Annotated in this window: 18 protein-coding genes and 2 riboswitches; of the genes, 13 read left to right on the forward strand and 5 right to left on the reverse strand. The window is 74.1% G+C overall.

Annotation, left to right across the window (positions count from 1 at the left end):
* The first annotated feature begins 189 nt into the window (after positions 1 to 189).
* Positions 190 to 2,334 carry a catalase gene (locus tag KZJ41_RS21595; RefSeq protein WP_065922252.1) on the forward strand — a complete coding sequence of 715 codons (2,145 nt, stop codon included), beginning with the start codon at positions 190 to 192 and terminating at the stop codon, positions 2,332 to 2,334.
* 92 nt (positions 2,335 to 2,426) lie between these two features.
* On the opposite strand, the gene KZJ41_RS21600 is transcribed toward KZJ41_RS21595, so the two are convergent.
* Positions 2,427 to 3,323: a glucose 1-dehydrogenase gene (locus KZJ41_RS21600; protein WP_006945447.1), complete on the reverse strand. Its 897-nt coding sequence runs from the start codon at positions 3,321 to 3,323 to the stop codon at positions 2,427 to 2,429.
* 225 nt (positions 3,324 to 3,548) lie between these two features.
* Between KZJ41_RS21600 and KZJ41_RS21605 the strand changes: the two genes are divergently transcribed.
* From KZJ41_RS21605 to KZJ41_RS21620, 4 genes are all read left to right on the forward strand, one after another.
* Complete coding sequence (locus tag KZJ41_RS21605) at positions 3,549 to 3,869, forward strand: hypothetical protein (RefSeq protein ID WP_029545390.1); 321 nt, start codon at positions 3,549 to 3,551, stop codon at positions 3,867 to 3,869.
* An 88-nt stretch (positions 3,870 to 3,957) separates the two neighbouring features.
* Positions 3,958 to 4,482 (forward strand): hypothetical protein, encoded by a 525-nt coding sequence (locus KZJ41_RS21610; protein WP_029545392.1) that lies wholly within the window; start codon positions 3,958 to 3,960, stop codon positions 4,480 to 4,482.
* Between the two features lie 132 nt (positions 4,483 to 4,614).
* Positions 4,615 to 6,057: a PepSY domain-containing protein gene (locus KZJ41_RS21615; RefSeq protein WP_102800155.1), complete on the forward strand. Its 1,443-nt coding sequence runs from the start codon at positions 4,615 to 4,617 to the stop codon at positions 6,055 to 6,057.
* 34 nt (positions 6,058 to 6,091) lie between these two features.
* Positions 6,092 to 6,604 carry a hypothetical protein gene (locus KZJ41_RS21620; RefSeq protein WP_006945430.1) on the forward strand — a complete coding sequence of 171 codons (513 nt, stop codon included), beginning with the start codon at positions 6,092 to 6,094 and terminating at the stop codon, positions 6,602 to 6,604.
* A gap of 132 nt (positions 6,605 to 6,736) precedes the next feature.
* On the opposite strand, the gene cobF is transcribed toward KZJ41_RS21620, so the two are convergent.
* Together cobF and cobN are read right to left on the reverse strand one after the other, a co-directional pair.
* Positions 6,737 to 7,510, reverse strand: a complete 774-nt coding sequence (cobF, locus tag KZJ41_RS21625; protein WP_006945429.1) for a precorrin-6A synthase (deacetylating) — start codon at positions 7,508 to 7,510, stop codon at positions 6,737 to 6,739.
* Positions 7,507 to 11,115 carry a cobaltochelatase subunit CobN gene (cobN, locus tag KZJ41_RS21630; RefSeq protein WP_251549562.1) on the reverse strand — a complete coding sequence of 1,203 codons (3,609 nt, stop codon included), beginning with the start codon at positions 11,113 to 11,115 and terminating at the stop codon, positions 7,507 to 7,509. The genes cobF and cobN overlap by 4 nt, the downstream gene beginning before the upstream one ends.
* Positions 11,116 to 11,187: 72 nt before the next feature.
* A riboswitch (cobalamin riboswitch) is annotated at positions 11,188 to 11,382 on the reverse strand.
* 37 nt (positions 11,383 to 11,419) lie between these two features.
* Between cobN and KZJ41_RS21635 the strand changes: the two genes are divergently transcribed.
* The 3 genes from KZJ41_RS21635 to KZJ41_RS21645 are packed head-to-tail and all read left to right on the forward strand — an operon-like array spanning position 11,420 to position 14,651.
* On the forward strand, positions 11,420 to 12,478 hold the full coding sequence (locus tag KZJ41_RS21635; protein WP_065922249.1) for a cobalamin biosynthesis protein CobG: 1,059 nt from the start codon (positions 11,420 to 11,422) through the stop codon (positions 12,476 to 12,478).
* A complete protein-coding gene (locus tag KZJ41_RS21640) occupies positions 12,475 to 13,125 on the forward strand; it encodes a precorrin-8X methylmutase (RefSeq protein WP_006945411.1) in 651 nt (216 codons plus the stop codon). Before KZJ41_RS21635 ends, KZJ41_RS21640 begins: the two co-directional genes overlap by 4 nt.
* Positions 13,122 to 14,651 (forward strand): precorrin-2 C(20)-methyltransferase, encoded by a 1,530-nt coding sequence (locus tag KZJ41_RS21645; protein WP_065922248.1) that lies wholly within the window; start codon positions 13,122 to 13,124, stop codon positions 14,649 to 14,651. The genes KZJ41_RS21640 and KZJ41_RS21645 overlap by 4 nt, the downstream gene beginning before the upstream one ends.
* Before the next feature lie 54 nt (positions 14,652 to 14,705).
* Here KZJ41_RS21645 and KZJ41_RS21650 read toward each other — a convergent pair whose 3' ends face one another.
* Positions 14,706 to 15,470, reverse strand: coding sequence for a cobalt-precorrin-4/precorrin-4 C(11)-methyltransferase (locus KZJ41_RS21650; protein WP_251549564.1), 765 nt, complete (start codon positions 15,468 to 15,470; stop codon positions 14,706 to 14,708).
* The gene (gene cbiE, locus KZJ41_RS21655; protein WP_168579963.1) at positions 15,467 to 16,669 is read right to left on the reverse strand and encodes a precorrin-6y C5,15-methyltransferase (decarboxylating) subunit CbiE; all 1,203 of its coding nucleotides are present in this window, start codon (positions 16,667 to 16,669) and stop codon (positions 15,467 to 15,469) included. Before cbiE ends, KZJ41_RS21650 begins: the two co-directional genes overlap by 4 nt.
* Before the next feature lie 34 nt (positions 16,670 to 16,703).
* Positions 16,704 to 16,901, forward strand: a riboswitch (cobalamin riboswitch).
* 32 nt (positions 16,902 to 16,933) lie between these two features.
* Here cbiE and KZJ41_RS21660 point away from each other — a divergent pair.
* The 5 genes from KZJ41_RS21660 (at position 16,934) to KZJ41_RS21680 (ending at position 23,501) form a co-directional block, all read left to right on the forward strand.
* Positions 16,934 to 18,874 (forward strand): magnesium chelatase subunit D family protein, encoded by a 1,941-nt coding sequence (locus KZJ41_RS21660; RefSeq protein WP_029545398.1) that lies wholly within the window; start codon positions 16,934 to 16,936, stop codon positions 18,872 to 18,874.
* Complete coding sequence (gene cobO, locus KZJ41_RS21665; protein ID WP_006945402.1) at positions 18,874 to 19,488, forward strand: cob(I)yrinic acid a,c-diamide adenosyltransferase; 615 nt, start codon at positions 18,874 to 18,876, stop codon at positions 19,486 to 19,488. The genes KZJ41_RS21660 and cobO overlap by 1 nt, the downstream gene beginning before the upstream one ends.
* A gap of 100 nt (positions 19,489 to 19,588) precedes the next feature.
* Positions 19,589 to 21,958, forward strand: a complete 2,370-nt coding sequence (locus KZJ41_RS21670) for a cobyrinate a,c-diamide synthase (protein WP_251549566.1) — start codon at positions 19,589 to 19,591, stop codon at positions 21,956 to 21,958.
* Positions 21,940 to 22,890 carry a cobalamin biosynthesis protein gene (locus KZJ41_RS21675; RefSeq protein WP_050035704.1) on the forward strand — a complete coding sequence of 317 codons (951 nt, stop codon included), beginning with the start codon at positions 21,940 to 21,942 and terminating at the stop codon, positions 22,888 to 22,890. Before KZJ41_RS21670 ends, KZJ41_RS21675 begins: the two co-directional genes overlap by 19 nt.
* 53 nt (positions 22,891 to 22,943) lie before the next feature.
* Entirely contained in the window at positions 22,944 to 23,501 is a 558-nt protein-coding gene (locus tag KZJ41_RS21680) for a hypothetical protein (protein WP_006945398.1), read from the forward strand.
* Positions 23,502 to 23,555 lie beyond the last annotated feature (54 nt).

A 23,555-nucleotide genomic window follows, 5' to 3' on the forward strand; every position in this document is an offset into this window, starting at 1 on the left:
CGAAGGGGTACCCGCCCGTGGTGGCCGGCCACCGCGCGTGGCCGGCCGCAGACGTTGTCACGGGCGGGGTGGGTCGCCACCCCGGCGCACGCCGAGACCCGACGCGCCGGCCGATGTTTGGAAACGGGCGTGCGGGGCAACTCGGCCGAGACGTGAACGTCACCCGTCTCGACCGAACGGAGCATCGCAGTGTTCGAGAAGAATCCGCCGGTTCCCGGCTCACCCGCCGGTTTCGAGGTCCCGGTCGAGGAACCCACCACCCCGACGGACCCGCCACCGGCCAAGCCCGACCAGCGTGAACCCATCCCGGTCACTGCCACCGGCACCCCCGAAGACCTGCCCGACGGCGCGCGCGGGCCCCAGGGCCGGTACCTCACCACCGCGCAGGGCGCGCGGCTGACGGACACCGACCACTCCCTCAAGGCCGGTCGGCGCGGCCCCACCCTGCTGCAGGACCACCACTTCCGCGAGAAGATCACCCACTTCGACCACGAGCGCATCCCCGAGCGGGCGGTGCACGCCCGCGGCGCCGCGGCCCACGGCGTCTTCCGGGCCAACGGCGCCGCCTCGAAGATCACCCGTGCCGGGTTCCTGCAGAAGGGCGCCGAGACGCCCGTGTTCGTCCGCTTCTCGACCGTGCTCGGCTCGCGCGGCTCCGCCGACACCGTCCGCGACACACGCGGCTTCGCGACGAAGTTCTACACCGAGGAGGGCACGTTCGACCTGGTCGGGAACAACATCCCGGTGTTCTTCATCCAGGACGCGATCAAGTTCCCCGACGTCGTCCACGCGGCCAAGCCGCACCCGGACCGGGAGATCCCGCAGGCGCAGAGCGCACACGACACGTTCTGGGACTTCGTCTCGCTCCACACCGAGGCCACCGCCCACACCCTGTGGAACATGTCCGACCGCGGCATCCCCCGCTCCTACCGGATGATGGAGGGCTTCGGCGTCCACACCTTCCGCATGGTCAACGCCGACGGTGAGACGTCGCTGGTGAAGTTCCACTGGAAGCCGCGCCTGGGGGTGCACTCGCTGGTGTGGGAGGAGGCGCAGCTGCTCGGCGGCATCGACCCGGACTTCCACCGCCGCGACCTCGCCGACGCGATCGAGGCCGGGGCCTACCCGGAGTGGGATCTGGGCGTGCAGGTCTTCCCCGACACCCCGGAGCAGACGTTCGAGGGCATCGACCTGCTCGATCCCACCAAGATCGTCCCCGAGGAGCTCGCGCCGGTCCAGCTGATCGGGACGATGCAGCTCAACGCCAACCCGACCAACTTCTTCGCCGAGACCGAACAGGTGGCCTTCCACCCCGGGCACCTCGTGCCGGGTATCGACGTCACCGACGACCCGCTGCTGCAGGGCCGGCTGTTCTCCTACCTCGACACCCAGATCAGCCGGCTCGGCGGGCCCAACTTCGGTCAGCTGCCCATCAACCGGCCGCATGCGCCCGTCAACGACATGCTGCGCGACGGCATGCACCAGACCGGTATTCATCCCGGGGCGGCCCCGTACCGGCCCAACTCGCTCGGGGCCGGCTGCCCGTTCCTGGCCGGCGCCGAGGAGGCCGCGTTCATCGACGTGCCGGCACCCATCGCCGCCGCGGTCAAGGAACGCGCACAGCCGAGTTCGTACGACGACCACTTCTCGCAGGCGCGACTGTTCTACATCAGCCTGTCCGAGGTCGAGAAGCAGCACGTGGCCGACGCCTACAGCTTCGAACTCGGCAAGTGCTTCGAGCAGGCGATCAAGGAGCGGGCCCTGCGCGTGCTCGCGAACATCGATGCCGGACTGTGCGCCACCGTCGCGGCCGGCCTGGGGCTGCCGGCACCGGAGCCGACGGTGGCCCTCGCCGGTGAGCCGCTGCGCAGCGAGGCGCTGTCCCAGGTCGGTGCGACCTGGCCGATCGAGGGCCGGATGGTCGGCATCGTCGCGGACGACAGCGCCGACGTCGCCGAGGTCGCCAAGGCCGTCGCCGCGGTGGCCGCCGCGAAGGCCGTGCCGCTGGTGATCGGCCCGCACGGCGGCAAGCTCGACGGCGGCCGCAAGGAGGTGCCGATCTCGCGGACCTTCGCCACGGCCCGGTCCGTCGAGTACGACGCGCTGCTGCTCGCGAGCGCCCCGGCCGATCCGCGCGTGCGCGTCCTGGTCGACGAGACGTTCCGGCACTGCAAGGCGCTCGGCACGTGGGGCGCCGGCACCGAGGCGCTCGAGCACGCGGCCGTCCACCCCGAAGCCCCGGGTGTGGTCACCGCCGACGATCCGGAAGCGGTGGTCACCGGGATCGTCGACCTGCTCGGCGCCCACCGCGTGTGGGAGCGGGCCCAGGCCTGACCCCCCGCGCGTCCCCCGCCTGGGATGGTGGCCGAATGTCACACCGCTTCGATTGGATTGAACGCGTGTGACATTCGGCCACCACGGGCGTGTCAGGAGAAGGGCTTGCCGCCGGTGACGGCGATGACCTCGCCGGTGATGTAGCTCGACTCCTGCGAGGCGAGGAAGACGTACGCCGGCGCCAGTTCGGCCGGTTGCCCGGGGCGGCCGAGCGGGACGTCGTCACCGAAGGACTCGAACTTCTCCCGCGGCATGGTGGCCGGGATCAGCGGCGTCCAGATCGGGCCCGGGGCAACGGCATTGACCCGGATTCCCCGCTTCGCGACGTCCGCCGCCAGCCCCTTGGTGAAGTCGACGATGCCGGCCTTGGTCGTGGCATAGTCGAGCAGTTCCGGCGAGGGGCTCGTCCCCTGGATCGACGACGTGTTGATGATCGTCGAGCCCGGCTCCATCACCCCGACCCCGAACTTGCACAACCAGAACAACGCGTACAGGTTCGTCTTCAGCACGCGATCGAACTGCTCGGTCGTGATGTCGGCGATCCCGTTCATCTGCACCATCTGGAACGCCGCGTTGTTCACCAGGATGTCCAGGCCGCCGAGTTCGCGCACCGCCGTGTCGACCAGGTGCCGGCAGTGTTCCTCGGCGCGGATGTCACCCGGCACCGCGACGGCGCGCCGGCCCGCGTCCTCGATCCACCGCACGGTGTCGCGGGCGTCGTCCTCCTCGGACTCGAGATAGCTGAGGACGACGTCGGCGCCCTCACGGGCGAAGGCGATTGCGACGGCCCGGCCGATCCCGGAGTCGGCACCGGTGATCAGCGCCCGCCGGCCCTCGAGCCTGCCGCTGCCGCGATAGGTCTGCTCGCCGTGGTCGGGTGCCGACACCATGTCGGACGTGAGGCCCGGATATTCGAGCTCGGGTTGCCGCTCGCGATCCGGTGCCGGGTACTGGTCGACCGGATTGCGGGGCCGGTGCTGGTCGGTCATGGTTCCTCCCTCGAGGTCTGCGGGCGAGTGCCGGCGGCCCCGGACGGGGACCGCCGGGTCCGGCCGGTGCATACCCGGACCCGGGAGCGGGTACACGGGGGACACGGTCGGCGAATCCGAGCGCCGCAGCGCTCTCCCGGCCCGACTTCTGGAAAGGATGCGGCTGTGACGGAACACGAGAACGAGTTTCGGAGAAGCGACGAGACGCGGGCGGGTGCCGATCCGGTGCACGGCAGGCAGACGTACAACAGGGATCTGACGACCGACAGCGACTTCCCGGCCGACGACGCCCGCACGATGCGCAGCCACGCCGGCGAGGCCCTGACCGACTCCAAGGGCTGGCCCGGCTACTTCTTCCTGGGCCTCGGGCTGCTCCTGCTCGGGCTGACGCTGGTGGCCGCCGGGTACGGATTCGAGGGCTGGGCGTGGATCGCCGGCCCGGCATGCATCGTGTCCTTCGCGGTGGGCGCCGTGCTGGTCATGCTGGAGCGCAAGCGGGTCCGCGACGTCGAGGGAACGAGCCTGCGCGAGCCGCGCGGTCACTGACGCCCACCGGCCCGCCCGGCCCGGGGTGCTGCGGCTGCGCACCCCGGGCCGGCCCGGTCCGTCGTCACGACGGGTAGTGTGCCCAACCGTGAATCCACGCCCGCAGACGTCCGCGCCGATGCGTGGCGCGTTCGTGGGTTCGACCTCCGCCGCGGTCTCCGTCGCGGCCCACGGCCTGGCGGGCGGCGAAATTCCGTCCCAGTCGTCGGTGGTGCTGCTGATCGCCGCCTGCGCCGCGTTCGGCGCCGCGGTGTCCGCCATCCGGCCGTCCCGGCTGCTGCCCGCCCTGGTGCTCACCCTGGGGGCGGGACAGATCGTCGGTCATACCGTCCTCACCCTCACCGCCGAGCACGCCCACGGCCCCGGGCTCTCGCCCGCGATGCTCGGCGCCCACGCCGCGGCCCTCGTCGTCTCCGCCGCCCTGATCCGGGCGGCCGAGCAGGGCTGTGCCGCGGCGCTCGGCGTGTTGCGGCGCATCGTCGCCGCGGTGCTCACCCCGCCCCCGGCGCATGCGCCGCTGTGGGTGGCCACGCCGTCGCACCGGGCACGTCTCGTGCTGCGGGTGCTCGTTTCCGCGCAGGCCGGCACCCGGGGTCCGCCCCGCACCGCCTGACCCGATCCCGTTCCGCCGTGGCCCGTACGCCGCGGCGGCCTTCCCCGTGTGCCGACGCCCGGCGCGGTGCGCCGCCCCTCGATACGGCGCTGCGCGCTGCCGTCGCCACCGACGATCGAAACGAGCATTCGCATGTCCACGACCGACCTCGGGACGGATCGTCCCGTCCCACCCCGTTCCGGCCCGGACCGTTCCGCGGCGCCCGCGCTGCGCCCGCTGATGCTGCGGCTGCACTTCTACGCCGGCATCCTCGTCGCCCCGTTCATCCTGATCGCCGCGGTCAGCGGCGGCCTCTACGCCCTGGCCCCGACGATCGAGCAGCTCGTCTACCGCGACCAGCTGCACACCGACGCCACCGGTCCGGCCGTGCCGGTGGCGGAGCAGATCCGGGTGGCCGCCGGACAGCGCCCCGATCTCACCGTCACCGCGGTGCGGCCGGCCGCGGCCCCCGGCGAGACCACCCGGGTCCTGTTCGCCGACCCGAGCCTCGGCGAGTCGCAGCGGCTCGCCGTCTTCGTCGACCCGGTCACCGCGCGGCCGCTCGGTGAGCTGGCCGTCTACGGCAGCAGCAGCGCGCTGCCGGTCCGGACCTGGATCTCGCAGCTGCACCGGCACCTGCATCTCGGCGAGCCCGGCCGCCTCTACAGCGAGCTGGCCGCGTCCTGGATGTGGGTGATCGCGCTCGGCGGCGTGTACCTGTGGGTGCGCCGCTACCGCACGGTGCGTGCCCGCCACGCCCAGGCACGCCTGCTCACCGTCGACCGCACCGCCACCGGCCGGTCCCGCACCCTCGGCTGGCACGGCGTGGTGGGCGTGTGGATCGCGGTGGGCCTGGTGTTCCTGTCCGCGACCGGCCTGACCTGGTCCCGGTTCGCCGGCGACAACATCGCCGAGCTGCGGGCCGCGCTGCACTGGAAGACGCCGACCGTCGACGCGACCCTGACCGGGGGCGGCGCCGCGGCCGCGACGGGCCACGAGGGGCACGGCGGCCACGCCGGGCACGCCGCCGACCCGGGACTGCTCGACGCGAACATCGCCCGGATCGACTCGGTGCTGGACACGGCCGCCGCCGCGGGACTGACCGGGGTCGTCGAGGCCTCGATCCCGGCGCGCCCCGGCACCGCGTTCACCGTCGCCGAAACCCGCCAGCCCTGGGTGTACGGCATCGACTCGGTCGCCGTCGACGGCGCGACCGGCGAGGTCGTCGACGTGTCGCGGTTCGCGGACTGGCCGCTCGCCGCGCAGCTGACGTGGTGGTCGATCACTCTCCACATGGGCATCATGTTCGGGCTCGTCACGCAGGTCGCCCTGGCGCTGCTGGCGGTGGCGTTGATCACGGTCGTGCTGCGCGGCTACGTGATGTGGTGGCGGCGACGGCCCACGCGAGGGTCGGCGTGGGCCGTCGGCCGGGCCCCGGCACGCGGCGCGCTGCGCCGCATCGGCGCAGGTCCGGCGGTCGCGATCGGCGTCGCGGCCGCGGTCGTGGGCTGGTTCGCCCCGGTGCTCGGGCTGAGCCTGCTGGCGTTCCTCGTCGTCGACACCGCCGTCGGGTGGCGCATGCGGGGGCGCGCATAATGGTCCCTCGTGTGCCGATCGACGAGGAGTGCCGGTGAGCGACGATCTGTCCGCGTACCGTAAGGAGTTCGCCCGCATCGAACGAAAGGTCGCCGGCGAGTTCGACGCCGGTCGGCGGCACCGTGTCCTCGTCGCCTGCATCGTCGCGGTGGTGCTGGGTCTGCTTCTGCCGCAGTCGGATACGGAATGGTCGTGGACGGTGCTCGGCACGTGGTTCGGGCACGACGCCACGACGACGGTGCCGATGCGGATCTTCGTGAGCCTCGCCCTGGTGTTCGGCGTGGTGTCGTCCACCGCGGCGCTGTGCACGCACCGCTGGCGGCTCGCGTCGGCGTCGATGCTCGGCTCCGGACTGGCGTCCCTGTTCGGGCTGCTCGGCTACTGGTCGCAGAACGGCATGCCGGTCGAGACCCCGCACGCCCCCGGCGCCGGGATGGTGCTGTCCTGGCTCGGCATGGTGGCGCTGACCTCGCAGTGGCTGCCCGTCGTGCTCAGCCGCTCCCCCACGGACCGGCACCCGCATCCGGTGACCACGCCCGTGCTCTGACGGGGCATCCGCGCGCCGTTCCTCGGCGCGCGGATGTCCCGTGTGCACGGATCCCCTGCGCGCCGGGGGGACGCGGCGTACATTTCCCCGCCGAATCGGCCGCACCGGGTCGGCGCATTCCTCGGCGTGCGGTCAGGAGACGACGCCGTCGCCGTCCGCGCGACGTAGCAGGTAGGTGTCCATCACCCAGCCGCGCGCGGCCTTCGCGCGGGCGCGGGCCCGCTCGATGTCCGGCAGCACCTCCCGCAGCGGGCCGGCGACGAGTTCCTCGTCGGACGTGCCGAGGTCGGCGCCCCACCAGATGCGCCAATCACCTTCGAGCCGGGCGCATTCCAGCGCACCGTCGAGCATGACGACGAGGTTGTCACCGCCGGCCGCCACCTCCTGCGCGAGCCGGCGGCCCGTGGTGACGACGATCGGGCCGCCGATCCGGTTGAGCACCAGCCGGTGCCGCGCCGCGAGCAGCGACACGCTGCTCACCCCGGGGATCACGTCGTAGTCGACGTCGAGCACGCCCCGGTCACGGATGCGCTCGACGACGCGAATCGTGCTGTCGTACAGGCTCGGATCGCCCCACACGAGGAATCCGGCGGTCTCGTGCTCGGCAACCTGCTCGCGCAGCACCGTCTCGTAGGCGGCGGCCCGGGCGGCGTGCCAGTCCCGCACCTCGGTGCCGTAGGCGGACGGGGCGCGGTCCCGCGGCGGGTCCGGCACCGGGATCGTCCGGTAGTCGCCGGCGATGTGGCGACGGCAGATCTCCTCCCGCACCGCGACGAGGTCGTCGACGCCGCGCTGCTTGTCGGCGACGAGGAAGACGTCGACGTCGTTCAGCGCCCGGACCGCGGCCACGGTGAGGTCGTCGGGCCCGCCCGGCCCGATCCCGATCAGCCGCAGCCGCCTCCTCACGCGCGGTCCTCGAGGTCGCCCTCCACATCGAGGTAGGCCTGCTGCAGTTCCGCGAGCGTCGCCGGATCCGGTTCGGCCCACAGGCCGCGGTCGGCGGCCTCGGTGAGCCGTTCGACGATGCCGCGCAGCGCCCACGGGTTGGCCTCGCGCAGAAACCGCTGGTTCTCGGAGTCGAGGGCGTAGGTGCGGGCGAGGGTTTCGTACATCCAGTCGGCGACGACCCCGGCGGTGGCGTCGTAGCCGAACAGGTAGTCGACGGTGGCGGCGAGCTCGAACGCGCCCTTGTAGCCGTGCCGGCGCATCGCCGCGAGCCAGCGCGGGTTGACGACCCGGGCCCGGAACACACGGGCGGTCTCCTCCGCCAGCGAGCGGGTGCGGACCTGGTCGGGGGTGGTCGAGTCGCCGATGTAGGCCTTCGGATCCGCACCGGTGAGCGCCCGGACGGTGGCGACCATGCCGCCGTGGTACTGGAAGTAGTCGTCCGAGTCGGCGATGTCGTGCTCGCGGGTGTCGGTGTTCTTCGCCGCCACCGCGATCCGCCGGTAGTTGGCGCGCATGTCGTCCGCGGCCGGGACGCCGTGCAGGTGCCGCCCGTACGCGAAGCCGCCCCACGCGGTGTACACCTCGGCGAGATCCGCGTCGCTGCGCCAGTTTCCGGAGTCGATGAGCGGCAGGATGCCGGCGCCGTAGGAGCCGGGCCTGGACCCGAAGATGCGGCGCACCGCGCGCTCGGGGTCGCCGTGCTCGGCCTCGTCGCGGCGGGCGTGCGCGCGCACGTAGTTCAGCTCGTCGGGTTCGTCGAGGGCCGCGACGGTGCGGATCGCGTCGTCGAGCATCGCGACGACGTGCGGGAAGGCGTCGCGGAAGAACCCGGAGATGCGGACGGTGACGTCGATGCGCGGCCGGCCGAGCTCGTCGAGCGGGATCACGGTCAGCTCGCGCACCCGCCGGGACTCGGCGTCCCATTCCGGGCGCATGCCGATCAGGGCGAGGACCTCGGCGATGTCGTCGCCGGAGGTGCGCATCGCGGAGGTCCCCCACACCGACAGGCCGACCGAGGGCGGATAGCCGCCGGTGTCGGCGCGGTACCGGTCGAGCAGGTTGTTCGCGAGCGCCACGCCGGTGTCGTAGGCGAGCCGGCTCGGCACCGCCTTCGGGTCGACGGTGTAGAAGTTGCGGCCGGTGGGCAGCACGTTGACCAGGCCGCGCAGCGGCGATCCGGACGGGCCGGCGGGCACGTAGCCGCCGTCGAGGGCGTGCAGCACCGCGTCGAGCTCGTCGGTGGTGCGTGCCAGGCGCGGCACGACCTGCTCGGCGGCGAAGGCGAGCACCCGCTCGACCTCCGGGTCCGCCCCGCCCAGCACGGACTGCACGACCGTGGCGGCGCTATCCGCCTGCCAGCCGGCGTCCTCCATGCCCTGCACCAGTGCCCGGGCCTGCGCCTCGACCGCGTCGGTCTCGGTGAGCGGCGCGTCCGGCTTCAGGCCGAGGGCGGTGCGCAGACCGGGCACGGCGTGGGCCCGCCCGCCCCACACCTGGGCGGCCCGCAGCACCGACAGCACCAGGTTCACGCGGGCCTCGCCGACGGGTGCCGTGCCGAGCACGTGCAGGCCGTCGCGGATCTGCGCGTCCTTCACCTCGCACAGCCAGCCGTCGACGTGCAGCAGGAAGTCGTCGAACTCGGCGTCGTGCGGGCGGTCCTCGAGCCCGAGGTCGTGGTCGAGCTTGGCGGCCTGGATCAGCGTCCAGATCTGGGCGCGGATCGCCGGCAGCTTGGCCGGGTCCATCGCCGCGATGTTCGAGTACTCGTCGAGCAACTGCTCGAGACGGGCGATGTCGCCGTACGACTCGGCGCGCGCCATCGGCGGGATGAGGTGGTCGACGATGGTGGCGTGGGCGCGGCGCTTCGCCTGGGCCCCCTCGCCCGGGTCGTTGACCAGGAACGGGTAGATCAGCGGGAGATTGCCGATGGCGGCGTCGGTCGCGCAGGCCGCGGACAGGCCGGCGTTCTTGCCGGGCAGCCACTCCATCGAGCCGTGCTTGCCGAGGTGGACGACGGCGTCGGCGCCGAAGCCGTTCTCCACCCACCGGTACGCGGCGAGGTAGTGGTGCGACGGCGCCATGTCCGGATCGTGGTAGATCGCCACGGGGTTCTCCCCGAACCCCCGGGGCGGCTGGATCATCAGCACCACGTTGCCGGCCTGCAGGGTGGCCAGGACGATCTCGCCCTCGGGAGCGGACTGCCGGTCCACGAACAGCTCGCCGGGGGCCGCGCCCCACGCCTCGGTCATCGCGTCGGTCAGTTCCGCGGGCAGGTCCGCCGTCCACTCGCGGTACTGCGCCGCGCTCACCCGGACCGGGTTGCCCGCCATCTGCTCGGCGCTGAGCCATTCCTCGTCCTGCCCGCCCGCGGCGATCAGGGCATGGATCAGCGCGTTGCCCGCCTCGGCGTCGTCCGCGGTGTCGAGGCCCGGGAAGCCGTCGCCGAGGTCGTAGCCGCGCTCCCGCAGCGCGCGCAGCAGCCGGATCGCGGACACCGGGGTGTCCAGGCCGACCGCGTTGCCGACCCGGGAGTGCTTCGTCGGATACGCCGAGAGCATGATCGCCAGGCGCCGCCGTGCGGGCGGGATGCGCCGCAGGCGGGCGTGCGCGACGGCGATGCCGGCGACGCGGCGGCAGCGTTCGGGGTCGGTGACGTAGCGGGGCAGGCCGTCGGCGCCGAATTCCTTGAACGAGAACGGCACGGTGATGATGCGGCCGTCGAACTCGGGGACGGCGATCTGCGTCGCGGAATCGAGCGGGGAGACACCCTCGTCGGAGTCGGCCCACGCGTCGCGTCCCCAGGTCAGGCACAGCGCCTGCAGGATCGGGACATCCAGGGCGGCGAGCGCTTCGACGTCCCAGGCATCGTCGTCGCCGCCGGCGGAGACGGTGGCGGGGCGGGTGCCGCCGGCGGCGAGGACCGTGACGATCAGGGCGTCGAGGGTGCCGAGCTCGGCCAGCAGGTCCGCGGGGGCACCGCGCAGCGTGGAGCAGAAGATCGGCACGGCCACGGCGCGGCCGGTGGCGTCGACCGCCTGCGCGAGATCGCGGACGAAACGGGTGTTTCCGCTGGTCTCGTGGGCGCGGTAGTAGAGGATGCCCACCCGCGGCAGGCCGGGATCGGTCGCGGCGGGCGCGTGGCTGCCCCACGCGGGCAGCGCGGCCGGCGGCTCGAAGCCCTCGCCGGTGAGCAGGACGGTGTCGGACAGGAAGGCATGCAGCTGGGCGAGGTTCGCGGGCCCGCCCTGCGCGAGGTAGGCGTGCGCCTCGGTGGCGATACCGACGGGGACGGTCGAGTGGCTCATCAGCTCGGCGTCGGGCAGCTGCTCGCCGCCGAGCACGACGACGGGTGCGCCGTGCGCCAGGACCGCGTCGATACCGTTCTGCCAGGACCGGACGGAGCCCAGGATGCGGACGATCACCAGGTCGGCGCCGTCGAGGAGGCGGGGAAGCTCGGTCTCGACGTCGAGGCGCGACGGGTTGCCCAGCGCGTACTCGGCGTCCGAGCTCAGCGCCGACAGCAGGTCGGTGTCCGACGTGGACAGCAGCGCGAGCCGCGTCACGACCGGGCCCCGCGCAGTTCCCGATCGCCCCTGCGCAGCACGAAATCAGCCATGTTCAGTCTCCAAACCCTCGTGGACTTCCCGCGCCGTGGCCGGTCTCCTGGCTGACGGATCATCGCTGCCGCGCCGACCTTCCCGGACTTCCGTCCAGTGGTCTCCGGACCGGCGGACCGGTCCGGACGAGGGCGAGCACCTACCCGCTCACAGTGGCGAGGGCCGCGCCGGTCTCACACCGGCTTCCCGAGCACCACGGCAGGTGGAGCGTAACGCACCGCTTCCTCGTCGTGTGCAACCATGTGCCCCCATGGCCGACCTTCCCCCGGACCGGTGCCCCGGTCTGCTGCGCCCCCACCTCGCCGCCGACGGCGCGCTGGTGCGGCTGCGCGCGCCCGGCGGCAGGCTCCCGGACGGTGGACTGCGGGCGCTGTCGGCGGCGTCGACCGCCTTCGCGGACGGCGATATCCACCTCACCTCGCGCGGAAACCTGCAGCTCAGGGGCGTCACGGTGGACGAGTGCGGCGGTGTGCCGGCCGGCCTCGTCGACGCGGTGGCGGCGGCCGGGTTCCTGCCGGCACCGTCGCACGAACGGGTCCGCAACGTCGTCGCCTCGCCGCTGTCCGGGATCGTCGGAGGACGCGCCGACCTCCGTCCGCTGATCGGCGCGCTCGACGCCGCCCTGTGCGCCGAACCCGTGCTCGCGCAGCTGCCGGGCCGGTTCCTGTTCGGCCTCGACGACGGTCGCGGCGACGTCGCGGCCCTGCGCTGCGACCTCGCCGCGGTGGCCGCCGACTCGGGGTCGTTCGAGATCGCGATCGGCCGGCTCTGCGGTCCGGTGGTCCCGGCCGACCGGGTCGTCGACACGCTGATCGACCTGGCGCGACGGTTCGCGGCGGTGCGCGGCACCCGCTGGCACGTGCACCAGCTGCCCGAGGCGGGGGCCGAGCTCGGGGGCGGCGCGCCGCTGCCGCCGGCCGCCCGGTACACGATGCCGTACGGCCCCCTGCCGGGAGCGGTCTCGGCGCTGGTCCCGCTGGGCATCCTCTCGCCGGCGATGGTGGCGGCGCTGCCCGAGTCGGAGGTGATCGTCACGCCGTGGCGCGGCCTCGTCCTCGCCGGCGAACCCGATCCGCAGCCGCTGCGCGACGCCGGGTTCGTGCTCGACGGTGCGTCGCCGTGGACCCGCACCACCGCGTGCGCCGGCGCGCCGGGGTGTAGCCTCGCCGAGGGCGACACCCGTTCCGCGGCCCGGCGTGCCGTCGCCGGCGCGCCCCCGGCCGGGCACCTCCACGTCGTGGGATGCGAACGATCCTGTGGCGCCCCGAATTTCCCACATACCCTCCTGTTCGCGAGGACCCGCCCATGACGCCCACTCCCCCACCCCGGCGCTACGACTACGTCACCGACGGCGCCGACATCTACGTCCGGTCGTTCGCGACGATCCGTGCCGAGACGGACCTGTCCGCGATCCCCGCCGACGCCGAGAAGGTGGCGGTGCGGATGGTGCACGCGTGCGGCCAGACCGACCTGACCCGCGACCTCGCGATCCATCCGGACCTGGTGTCGGCGGCGCGCGGGGCGCTGCGGGCGGGCGCGCCGATCCTCACCGACGCCCACATGGTCGCGTCCGGGGTGACGCGCACGCGGCTACCCGCGGACAACGAGGTGCTGTGCCTTCTGCGCGACCCGCGGGTGCCGGACCTCGCGGCGGCGTGGGGCACCACCCGCTCGGCCGCGGCGGTCTCGCTGTGGGAGGACCGGCTCGACGGCGCGGTCGTCGCGATCGGCAACGCCCCCACCGCGCTGTTCCACCTGCTCGAGCTGATCGACGCCGGCGGCCCCCGGCCCGCCGCGATCGTCGGGGTGCCGGTCGGGTTCATCGGCGCCGCCGAGTCCAAGGAGGCGCTCGCCGCGCATCCGCTGCAGCTCCCCTACCTGGTGGTGCGGGGGCGCCGCGGGGGTTCGGCGATGGCGTCGTCCGCGATCAATGCCCTGGCCCAGGAGGCGGAGTGAACGACACCGGACGGTTCTACGGCGTGGGGCTCGGCCCCGGCGATCCCGAGCTGATCACCCGCAAGGCGGCTCGGCTGATCGAGCAGGCCGACGTGATCGCCTACCACTCGGGCACCCACGGCCGCTCCATCGCGAGGGGCATTGCGGCCGAGCTGATCCGGGAGGGGGTGATCGAGGAGGCGTTGATCTACCCGGTCACCACCGGCACCACCGACCATCCCGGCGGCTACGACGGCGCCATCGCCGACTTCTACGACGAGTGCGCGGCGCGCCTGGCCGCCCACCTCGACGCCGGCCGCACCGTCGTCGTGCTGTGCGAGGGCGATCCGCTGTTCTACGGCTCCTACATGTATCTGCACGACCGGCTCGCGGATCGCTATGCGACCGAGGTGGTTCCGGGCGTGACGTCGGTGTCCGCGGCCGCCGCGGCCGCGGCGGAACCGCTGGTGCGGCGCACCGACGTGCTCACGGTGCTGCCCGGCACGCTGCCCGAGCCGGAGCTGGCGCGCCGTCTCGCCGACACGGACGGCGCCGCGATCATGAAGCTGGGCCGTACCTTCCCCGCGGTCCGCAGCGCGCTCGCCCAGGCGGGCCGGCTCGACGACGCGGTGTACGTCGAGCGCGCGTCGATGGGCGGGCAGCGCATCGTCCCCGTCGCCGAGGTCGACGCCGACGCGGTGCCGTACTTCTCGGTGATCCTCACCCCCGGCGACCGGGCGCCGCGCAACCGGGACATCACCGACCGGTCCCGGCCCGTCGTCGCCGATGCTCCCGAGGCGGTCGCTGCCCGGGAGCTCCTCGTCGTCGGTCTCGGCCCCGCGGACGAGAAGTGGCTCACCCCCGAGGCCGCCGCCGCGCTGGCGTCCGCCGACCACATCGTCGGCTACGGGCCCTACGTCGACCGCGTGCCGGTCCGCCCGGGCCAGCGGCGGCACGCGAGCGGGAACACCGTCGAGGTGGACCGGGCCCGGTTCGCGCTCGAGCTGGCGCTGTCCGGAGAACGGGTGGCCGTCGTCTCGGGCGGCGACGCCGGGGTGTTCGGGATGGCGTCGGCCGTGTTCGAGGCCGCGCAGGATCCGCGGTTCGCCGAGCTGCCGGTGCGCGTGCTACCCGGGGTGTCGGCGATCCAGGCGGTGGCCGCGCGGGCGGGCGCCCCGATCGGCGGGGACTTCGCCGTGATGAGCCTGTCCGACCGGCTCAAGCCGTGGGAGGTGATCGAGCGGCGGCTCGCGGCCGTCGCGCAGGCGGACCTGGTGCTGGGTCTGTACAACCCGGCGTCGCGGTCGCGGACCACGCAGGTCGCGCAGGCCCAGGCCGTGCTGCTGCGGCACCGGCCGGCCGACACCGTCGTCGTGGTCGGCCGCGACGTCGGCCGCTCCGGCGAGTCGCTCGAGGTGACCACGCTCGAGAAGCTCGACCCGGCCACGATCGACATGAAGTGCCTGCTCATCGTGGGATCGTCCGGGACCACGGTCACCGACGCCGGCGCGGTGTGGACGGCGCGGTCAGTACGCACCGACTCCTGACATCCGTGCGCTGACCCGGAATCCGCGCCCGCCGCGGCGGGCGCGGATTCCGGGTCAGCGCGTGAATTCCGTGCGATCCCGCGCCGGGTCGTAGAGATGCGAGCACGCGACGTCCGGCTGCGCCCGCACGCCCAGGGCCCGGCCGACGACGATCACCGCGGTGTGCTTCAGTCCCGCCGCCTCGGCCCGGTCTGCGATGTCGGCGAGGGTGCCGCGCAGCACCAGCTCGTTCGGGCGGGACGCGAACGCCACCACCGCGGCCGGGCAGTCGGCGCCGTACTCGCCGCTCAGTTCCTCGGCGAGGGCGCGGATGCGGGTGATCGCCAGGTGCAGCACCAGGCTGGCGCGCAGTCCCGCGACGCGCGCCAGGGACTCGGTGTCGGGCATCGCCGTGGATCGTGCCCGGGTACGGGTGAGGACCACGGTCTGCACCAGTTCGGGCACGGTCAGCTCCGCGCCGAGGGTCGCGGCGGCGGCCGCGTAGGCCGGCACGCCAGGGGTCACGTCCCAGGGCACCCCGGCCGCGTCGAGCCGGCGCGTCTGCTCGGTCAGGGCCGAATACAGCGACGGGTCACCGGAACACAACCGGACGACGTCGAGGCCGCGCCGGTGCGCGTCCACCAGGTGCGCGGTGATCTCGTCGAGGTCCAGGTGCTGGGTGTCGACGAGTTCCGTGTCGGGCCGGCAGTGCGCGAGCACCTCGGCGTCGAGGTAGGTGCCGGCATAGAGCACCACCGGTGCCTTGCTCAGCAGCCGCGCCGCCCGCAGCGTCAGCAGGTCGGCCGCACCCGGCCCGGATCCCACGAAGTGCACTGTCATTTCTCGCCTTTCGTCACCTGCCACTGCACCACCGGGCGCAGCGCCTGCCAGCCACTGAACCCGCCGAGGGGTGCGGCCTGCTCCACGGTCAGCCGGGTCAGCTCCCCGCCGTGGGTCTTCCACCACTGCACCAGCGTCGCCTCGGTCTCGAGCGTCACCGCGTGCGCGACCAGCCGCCCTCCCGGACGCAGTTCCTCCCAGCACTTTTCGAGCACACCGGGAATCGATCCGCCGCCGCCGACGAAGACGGCGTCGGGGGTGTCGAGGCCGTCGAGCGCCGCCGGGGCGGGGCCGCGCACCACCGCGACCGACGGGACGCCGAGCCGCGCGGCGTTGCGCACGATCCGCTCCGCACGCCCCTCGTCGCGCTCGATCGCGACGGCGCGGCAGCGCGGATCGGTGCGCGCCCATTCGATCCCCACCGAACCGGCGCCGGCGCCGACGTCCCACAGCAACTGCCCCGGCCGGGGCGCGAGCGCGCACACCGCGGCGAGCCGGATCGGGCGCTTGGAGATCTGCCCGTCGTGCTCGAACGCGTCGTCGGGCAGGCCCGGCGCGGTGGAATAGCCCTCCGCGCCCCGGCATTCGACGCAGACAACGTTGAGGGCGGGGGCGTCGCCGGACCACTCGTCGGCGGTGGCGCTGCGGCGGGCCTCGGCGGGGGCACCGAGGTCGGAGAGCACCGTCAGCACACTCGCCCCGAAGCCGTCGCGGCGCAGCAGGTCCGCGACCTGCGCGGGCGTGCCGCCGTCGGAGGAGAGCACGATCAGCCGCCGGCCCCGCCCGAATGCGCGGCGGACGGCGTGCACGTCGCGGCCCACCAGCGTCACCACGTCCACCGACTCGGCGCTCCACCCCATCCGCGCGCGGGCCAGGGCCACCGACGACACCGCGGGCAGCACCGTCACCGCGGCAGCGCCGAGGTGGGCGATCAGCGTGGAGCCGATGCCGGAGACGAGGGGGTCACCCGAGGCGACCGCGACGATCCGCCGGTCACGATGGCGCTCGAGCAGCGCGCCGAGCCCGTCGCGCAGCGGGGAGGGCCACGGCTCCCGGACGGCGCCGGTCTCGGGCAGCAGCGCCAGGTGACGGCGCCCGCCCAGCAGGACCTGCGCGCCGAGCACCGCGTCGCGAGCGGGCGGCGGCAGGCCGTCCCAGCCGTCGGCGCCCATGCCGACGACGGTGATCTGTGAACCCATGGCGTCGAACCCTAGCCGGTGCGGTTAGACTCGGCGGCGGCAAGACAATCGAGGTGCCCCTCACGGGGATAATCGGGAAGCCGGTGCGAATCCGGCACAGGCCCGCTGCGGTGACCCGGGAGCTGTCGATCACGCGCAACACGCGCAGCCACTGGACCGACCGGTCCGGGAAGGCGATCGCACGGCGTTCGACCGGGAAGTCCGAATACCGGCCTCGATTCAGCTGCCGAGAAGACATCCCAGCGGGAGCCTGTGGAGGTTCGAGTGCACGTGTATCCGTTCAGTGCCGTCGTCGGCTCCGACGACCTGGCGCTGGCCCTGTCCCTGTGCGCGGTCTCGCCGTCGATCGGCGGGGTGCTCGTGCGCGGCGAGAAGGGCACCGCCAAGTCGACCACCGTGCGCGCCCAGGCCGCGCTGTTGCCGCAGGTCACCGAGGTCACCGGCTGCCGCTTCGCGTGCGATCCCGCCGCCCCCGACCCGGCGTGCCCCGACGGGCCGCACCCGGGCGGTGCGGCGGCGCAGACCCGTCCGGCGCGGCTGGTGGAACTGCCGGTCGGTGCCACCGAGGACCGCGTCACCGGCTCCCTGCACCTGCAGAAGGCGCTGTCGGCGGGCACCGCCGAGTACGAGCCCGGCCTGCTCGCCCGGGCGCACCGCGGGGTGCTCTACGTCGACGAGGTCAATCTGCTGCACGACCACCTCGTGGACCTGTTGCTCGACGCCGCCGCGATGGGCCGCTGCTCCGTCGAGCGCGACGGGGTGTCGGTCTCGCACGCCGCCCGGTTCGTGCTGGTCGGCACGATGAACCCGGAGGAGGGTGAGCTGCGGCCGCAGCTGCTCGACCGCTTCGGCCTCACCGTCGAGGTGGCCGCGCCCCGCGATCCGCAGGTGCGGGCGGAGATCGTGCGGCGGCGCCTGGCGTTCGACGCCGACCCGGACGCGTTCGTCGCGCGGTGGGCCGACGCCGAGGCGGCGCTGACGCGGCGGTTGGCGCAGGCCCGCGACCGGCTGCCGCAGGTGCGGCTCGACGACGACGCGCTCGTCGCGATCGCGGAGGTGTGCGCGGCGTTCGACGTCGACGGGATGCGCGCCGACCTGGTCACCGCGAAGACCGCCGTCGCGCATGCGGCGTGGGTGGGCCGCGACGAGGTGACGCGGGCGGACATCGCGGTGGCGGCGCGGCTGGCGTTGCCGCACCGTCGTCGCCGCAATCCGTTCGACGAGCCCGGCATGGACGAGTCGCTGCTCGACGAGCTGCTCGGCGAGCAGCCGCCCGAGCCCGATCCGGACGGCCCCGACGATTCCGGTCCCGACGATTCCGGTCCGGACGGCCCCGGCGCCGGCGAGGCGACGCCGGGCCGGGACGACCGGGGGCAGGGCTCCGGTGCGGCGACGTCCGTCGCGGCCCCCGCCGAGCCCTACCGGACCCGCCTGTTCACGGCCGACCGCACCGGCCGCGGTGCCGCGGGCCGCCGCTCCCGCGCCCGCACCACGGTCGGCCGGACCGTCGGCGAGCGTCGCGGCGACACCGGCCCGATCCATCTGCCCGCCACCATCCGCGCCACCGCCACCCACCCGTGCGTGGTTCCGGTAGCGGGGACTACCGAAACCACGCACGGGTGGCAGGTGCGGCGGAAGGTCGTCGAGGGCCGCGAGGCCAACCTGGTGCTGCTGTGCGTCGACGCCTCCGGCTCGATGGCGGCGCGGCAGCGGATGACGCAGGTGAAGACGGCGATCCTGTCGCTGCTGCTCGACGCCTACCGGCGTCGCGACACGGTGGGCCTGGTGACCTTCCGCGGGGATCGCGCCACGCTCGTGCTGCCGCCGACCAACTCGGTGGACGTGGCCGCGACGCGGCTGCGGGAGCTGCCGGCGGGTGGGCGCACCCCGCTCGCCGAGGGACTGCTCGAGGCGGCCGAGACGATCCGGCGGCACCGGCTGCGCGAACCCGACCGGCGGGCCCTGCTCGTCGTCGTCACCGACGGCCGCGCCACCGCCGGGCCGGACGCGGTGGCCCGGTCCCTCGCGGCCGCCGACCGGCTCGCCGCCGCCGGGATCGACGCGGTCGTCGTGGACTCCGAGACCGGCCGGTTCCGCATGGGCCTCGCGGCCCGGCTCGCCGAGCGGCTCGGCGCCGAACACGTCCCCGTCGGTGAGGTCCACGCCGACGCGCTCACCACCGTCGTGCGAGGAAGGGCCGCCTGATGCCGAAGGGACAACCGACCGCCGTGCCGGACGACGGCCTCACCACCCGCCAGCGCCGCAACCGGCCGCTGCTGATGGTCCACACCGGCGACGGCAAGGGCAAGTCGACCGCCGCGTTCGGTCTCGCACTGCGCGGCTGGAACCAGGGCTGGTCCGTCGCGGTGTTCCAATTCGTCAAGTCCGCCAAGTGGCGCCTCGGCGAGCAGACCGCCTTCGAGACCCTCGGCGACCTGCACACCGAACGCGGCACCGGGGGCCCGATCGAGTGGCACAAGATGGGCTCCGGGTGGTCGTGGTCGCGCAAGGACGGCACCGAGGAGGACCATGCCGCCGCGGCGCTCGCCGGGTGGCGGGAGATCCAGCGCCGGCTCGCCGCCGAGCAGCACGGGCTGTACGTGCTCGACGAGTTCACCTACCCCATCGGCTGGGGATGGATCGACGCCGACGAGGTGGTGCAGACCCTGCGGACGCGCCCCGGCCACCAGCACGTCGTGATCACCGGCCGCCGGGCACATCCGGCGCTGATCGAGGCCGCGGATCTCGTCACCGAGATGACGAAGATCAAGCACCCGATGGATGCGGGCCAGAAGGGCCAGAGGGGCATCGAGTGGTGACACTCGCGGGTGACGGCGTGGTGACACTCGCGGGTGACGGCGTGGTGACACTCGCGGGTGACGGCGTGGTGACACTCGGGGGTGACGGCGTGGTGACCGCATGACACCGCTGCCCCGGCTGGTGGTGGCCGCACCGGCCTCCGGACACGGGAAGACCACGGTCGCGACGGGCCTCATGGCGGCCCTGCGGGCGGCCGGGCACACCGTGTCGGGACACAAGGTCGGCCCGGACTACATCGACCCGGGCTACCACGCCCTCGCGACGGGCCGGCCCGGCCGCAACCTGGACGCCCATCTCGTCGGCACCGACCTGCTCGCACCGCTGCTCGCGCACGGCGCCCGCGGTGCCGACGTCGCGATCGTCGAGGGCGTGATGGGCCTGTACGACGGGATGCTCGGCACCGACGGGTTCGCCTCCACCGCCCACACGGCCGCCGTCCTCGGTGCCCCGGTGATCCTCGTCGTGGACGTCTCCCACGCCTCCCGCTCCGTCGCGGCCGTGGTGCACGGGATGGCCACGTTCGACCGCAGCGTCCGCATCGCCGGGGTGATCCTGAACAAGGCCGGCTCGGTGCGGCATTCCGACGAGGTGGCCGAGGCCCTGGCCGCGACGGGCGTCCCGGTGCTCGGCGTCCTGCAGCGCGACGACGGGATCTCGGCGCCGTCGCGGCATCTCGGGCTGGTGCCGGCACAGGAGCGGGCCGAGGCCGCCGCCCAGCTCGATCGCCTGGCCGCACAGATCGCCGCGCGGGTCGATCTCGCCGAGGTGATGCGGATCGCGTGCGCCGCACCGGATCTTCCTGCGAGCCCGTGGGATCCGGGGGCGCCGGCCGACGACGGCCCGGTCGTCGCGATCGCCGGCGGCCGCGCCTTCACGTTCCGTTACGCCGAGACCGAGGAGATGCTGCGCGCCGCCGGGTGCCGCACCGTGGTGTTCGATCCGCTGCGCGACGAACGACTGCCCGGCGGCACGGCCGGGATCTATCTCGGCGGCGGCTTCCCCGAGGTGCACGCGGCCGATCTGGCCGCCAACACCGCTCTGCGCGAACATCTCCGGGCCGCCATCACGGCCGGCACACCCACCGTCGCCGAGTGCGCCGGACTGTTGTACCTGTGCCGCGAGGTGGACGGGGCGCCGATGATCGGCGCGATCGACGCGGCCGCCCGGATGACGCCGCGCCTGACCCTCGGCTACCGCACGGCCGTCGCGCCGCGCGAGACCCTGCTCGCGCCGGCGGGCACGCGGGTGACCGGACACGAATTCCACCGCACCACGGTCGATTCCACCGACGAGCCGGCGTGGCTGCTGGGCGGACGGCCCGACGGCTTCGCGTCCGCCACCGTGCACGCCTCCTACCTGCACACCCACTGGGCCGGGCATCCGGCGCTGGCGCAGCGGTTCGCCGACGCGGTGCGGGCCGCGACGCCGGTCCCCCCGCCGCCGCGCACGACCCGGGCCGCCGCACCGGACCTGCAGCACCACGGCGACCGGGAGGCCACGCCGGGACTGGTGGATCTGGCCGTCAACGTCTCGCGCCGGCCGCGCCCGGAGTGGCTCGACGCCGCGCTGGCCGGGTCGCTGGCCGAGCTGGATCGGTATCCGGACCCGCGCGCGGCGCGGGCCGCCCTGGCCGCCCGGCACGGACGCGACCCGCTCGAGGTGCTACCCACCGCCGGCGGCGCGGAGGCGTTCACCCTCGTCGCCCGTGCCCGTCGCTGGGCGCGACCGGCGGTGGTGCACCCGCAGTTCACCGAGCCGGAGGCGGCGCTGCGCGCCGCCGGGCACGAGGTGACCCGGGTGCTGCTGCGCCGCGAGGACGGCTTCGTCCTCGACCCGGCGCTGGTGCCCGACGACGCCGACCTCGTGATCGTCGGCAACCCCACGAACCCGACCGGCGTGCTGCACCCGGGTGCCGCGCTGCGGGCCCTGGCGCGGCCCGGCCGGGTGCTGGTGGTGGACGAGGCGTTCATGGATGCGGTACCGGGGGAAACGGAATCGCTTGCCGGCGTGTCGCTTCCGGGTGTCGTGGTGGTCCGCTCTCTCACCAAGACGTGGGCGATACCCGGTATCCGCGCCGGGTACGTGCTCGGCGACGAGTCGATCGTCGCCGAGCTCGCCGCGCACCAGCCACCGTGGTCGGTGTCCACACCGGCGGCGGCGGCGATGATCGCGTGCGCGTCGCCGGCGGCCACGGTCGAGGCGGAGCGCATCGCCGTGCAGGTCGCGGCCGACCGCGCCGTCCTCGTCGACGGCCTGACCGCGCTCGGCATCGAGGTGACCGGCCCGTCGGCGGCACCGTTCGTGCTGGCGCACGTCCCCGTGGGGACGCGGGAGCGACTGCGGGGCAAGGGCTTCGCGGTGCGTCGTGGGGACAGCTTCCCCGGCCTCGGCGCCGACTGGGTGCGCATCGCGGTGCGCGATGCGCAGACCACCGAGGCGTTGCTCGGGGCATGGCGGGACCTGACGTGAACCCGCGCGCCGCCGGCCTCGTCCTCGGCTACCTCGCCGATCAGGCGTTCGGCGATCCCCGTCGCGGCCACCCGGTGAGCGGCTTCGGCCGGATCGCCCGGACCACCGAGCGCGCGCTGTACGCGGACCACCGGGCGGCCGGGACGCTGTTCACCGCGGTGCTGGTCGGCGGCGCGGCCGGCCTCGGCTACGGGGTGGACCGGCTCACCCGGCGTCGTCCGCTGGTGCGCACGGCGGTGACCGCGGCCGCGACGTGGACCGTGCTCGGCGGCCGGTCGCTGGCGCGGGAGGCGACGACGATCGACTGCCAGCTGCGCCGCGCGGATCTGCCCGCCGCGCGCCGTCAGGTCACCCACCTCGTCGGGCGCGACCCGTCGCGCCTCGACGCCGCCGGCGTCGCCCGCGCCACCCTCGAGTCCCTCGCGGAGAACACCTCCGACGCCGTCGTCGCCCCACTGCTGTGGGGTGCGGTGGCGGGGCCGGCGGGCCTGCTCGGCTACCGGGCCGCGAACACCCTCGACGCCCGCGTCGGCCACCGCACGCCGCGGCACGAGCGGTTCGGCTGGGCGTCCGCCCGGTTCGACGACCTGCTCAACCTGGCGCCGGCGCGGCTGTCCGCGCTGCTCGCGGCGGGCCTGGGCGAGCGGCCCGGCGCGGCCCTGACGGCCTGGCGCCGCGACGCCCACCGGCATCCGAGCCCGAACGCCGGGCCGGTCGAGGCGGCGTTCGCGGGTGCGCTCGGGGTCACTCTGGGCGGGGTGAACGTCTACCACGGCGTGGTGGAGGACCGCGGCACCCTCGGCGACGGCCCGGCCCCGGAACCCGGGGACATCGCGCGGGGCGTGCGGCTCGCGGCCCGGGTCGGCGCGGGCGCGCTCGCGGTGTCCGCGGTCGTCGCGTCCGCAAGCACCGTTGTGGCGCGAATCACGTAAGCGGTGTAACACTGTAATCAGTGATATTGGCACTTCGTCCCGAGGAGGACGACATGCGACACCATCCGCACATGCACGGACCCCGCTTCGGACGCCCGGGCGGCTGGCAACAGGCCGACGTCCCCGATGCGAGCGACGCCGCCGAGTGGTTCGCCGGACGCCTGCCCGACGACTGGTTCACCGGCCCCGCCGACATCGAGGTCGACCGCGAGGAGATCGTGGTCGTCGGGGAACTGCCCCCGCCCGAGGACACCGGCCCGGCGTCCGTCGACGGGCGCATCGCGCGGTTCCGGGAGACCACCCGGCCGGACCGCATGCGCATCGCCGACGAGGCCGAGGCCCGCTACGGACGGAAGGTCGCGTGGGGTGTCACGCTCGGCGAGCGTCGAGTGCTGTTCACCCACTTGGCCGTTCCGGTGATGACCCGGTTGCGCCAGCCCGAGCGCAAGGTCCTCGACACCCTCGTCGACGCCGGCGTCGCCCGCTCGCGCTCCGACGCGCTCGCCTGGTGCGTCCAGCTCGTGGGGCAGCACAGCGAGCAGTGGCTCGCCGAGCTCCGCGAGGCGATGCGCAAGGTCGACGACCTGCGCACCGAGGGCCCGCAGGTCTGAGATCGCGGACCCGCGCGGTTCCCGGTCGTCTGCACACGACATTGCGTGCACGGA

Source organism: Rhodococcus sp. 11-3, from assembly GCF_023704055.1.
In the GTDB taxonomy this organism is placed as follows: Bacteria; Actinomycetota; Actinomycetes; order Mycobacteriales; family Mycobacteriaceae; genus Rhodococcus; species Rhodococcus aetherivorans.

Excerpts from the sequence above, each read along its gene's own strand:
- cobO (WP_006945402.1), top strand. The coding sequence starts at position 18,874 with ATGCCGAAGGGACAACCGACCGCCGTGCCGGACGACGGCCTCACCACC.
- KZJ41_RS21615 (WP_102800155.1), top strand. The coding sequence starts at position 4,615 with ATGTCCACGACCGACCTCGGGACGGATCGTCCCGTCCCACCCCGTTCC.
- KZJ41_RS21600 (WP_006945447.1), bottom strand. The coding sequence starts at position 3,323 with ATGACCGACCAGCACCGGCCCCGCAATCCGGTCGACCAGTACCCGGCA.
- KZJ41_RS21675 (WP_050035704.1), top strand. The coding sequence starts at position 21,940 with ATGGCGGGACCTGACGTGAACCCGCGCGCCGCCGGCCTCGTCCTCGGC.
- KZJ41_RS21680 (WP_006945398.1), top strand. The coding sequence starts at position 22,944 with ATGCGACACCATCCGCACATGCACGGACCCCGCTTCGGACGCCCGGGC.
- KZJ41_RS21640 (WP_006945411.1), top strand. The coding sequence starts at position 12,475 with ATGACGCCCACTCCCCCACCCCGGCGCTACGACTACGTCACCGACGGC.
- cbiE (WP_168579963.1), bottom strand. The coding sequence starts at position 16,669 with ATGGGTTCACAGATCACCGTCGTCGGCATGGGCGCCGACGGCTGGGAC.
- KZJ41_RS21635 (WP_065922249.1), top strand. The coding sequence starts at position 11,420 with ATGGCCGACCTTCCCCCGGACCGGTGCCCCGGTCTGCTGCGCCCCCAC.
- KZJ41_RS21670 (WP_251549566.1), top strand. The coding sequence starts at position 19,589 with ATGACACCGCTGCCCCGGCTGGTGGTGGCCGCACCGGCCTCCGGACAC.
- KZJ41_RS21650 (WP_251549564.1), bottom strand. The coding sequence starts at position 15,470 with ATGACAGTGCACTTCGTGGGATCCGGGCCGGGTGCGGCCGACCTGCTG.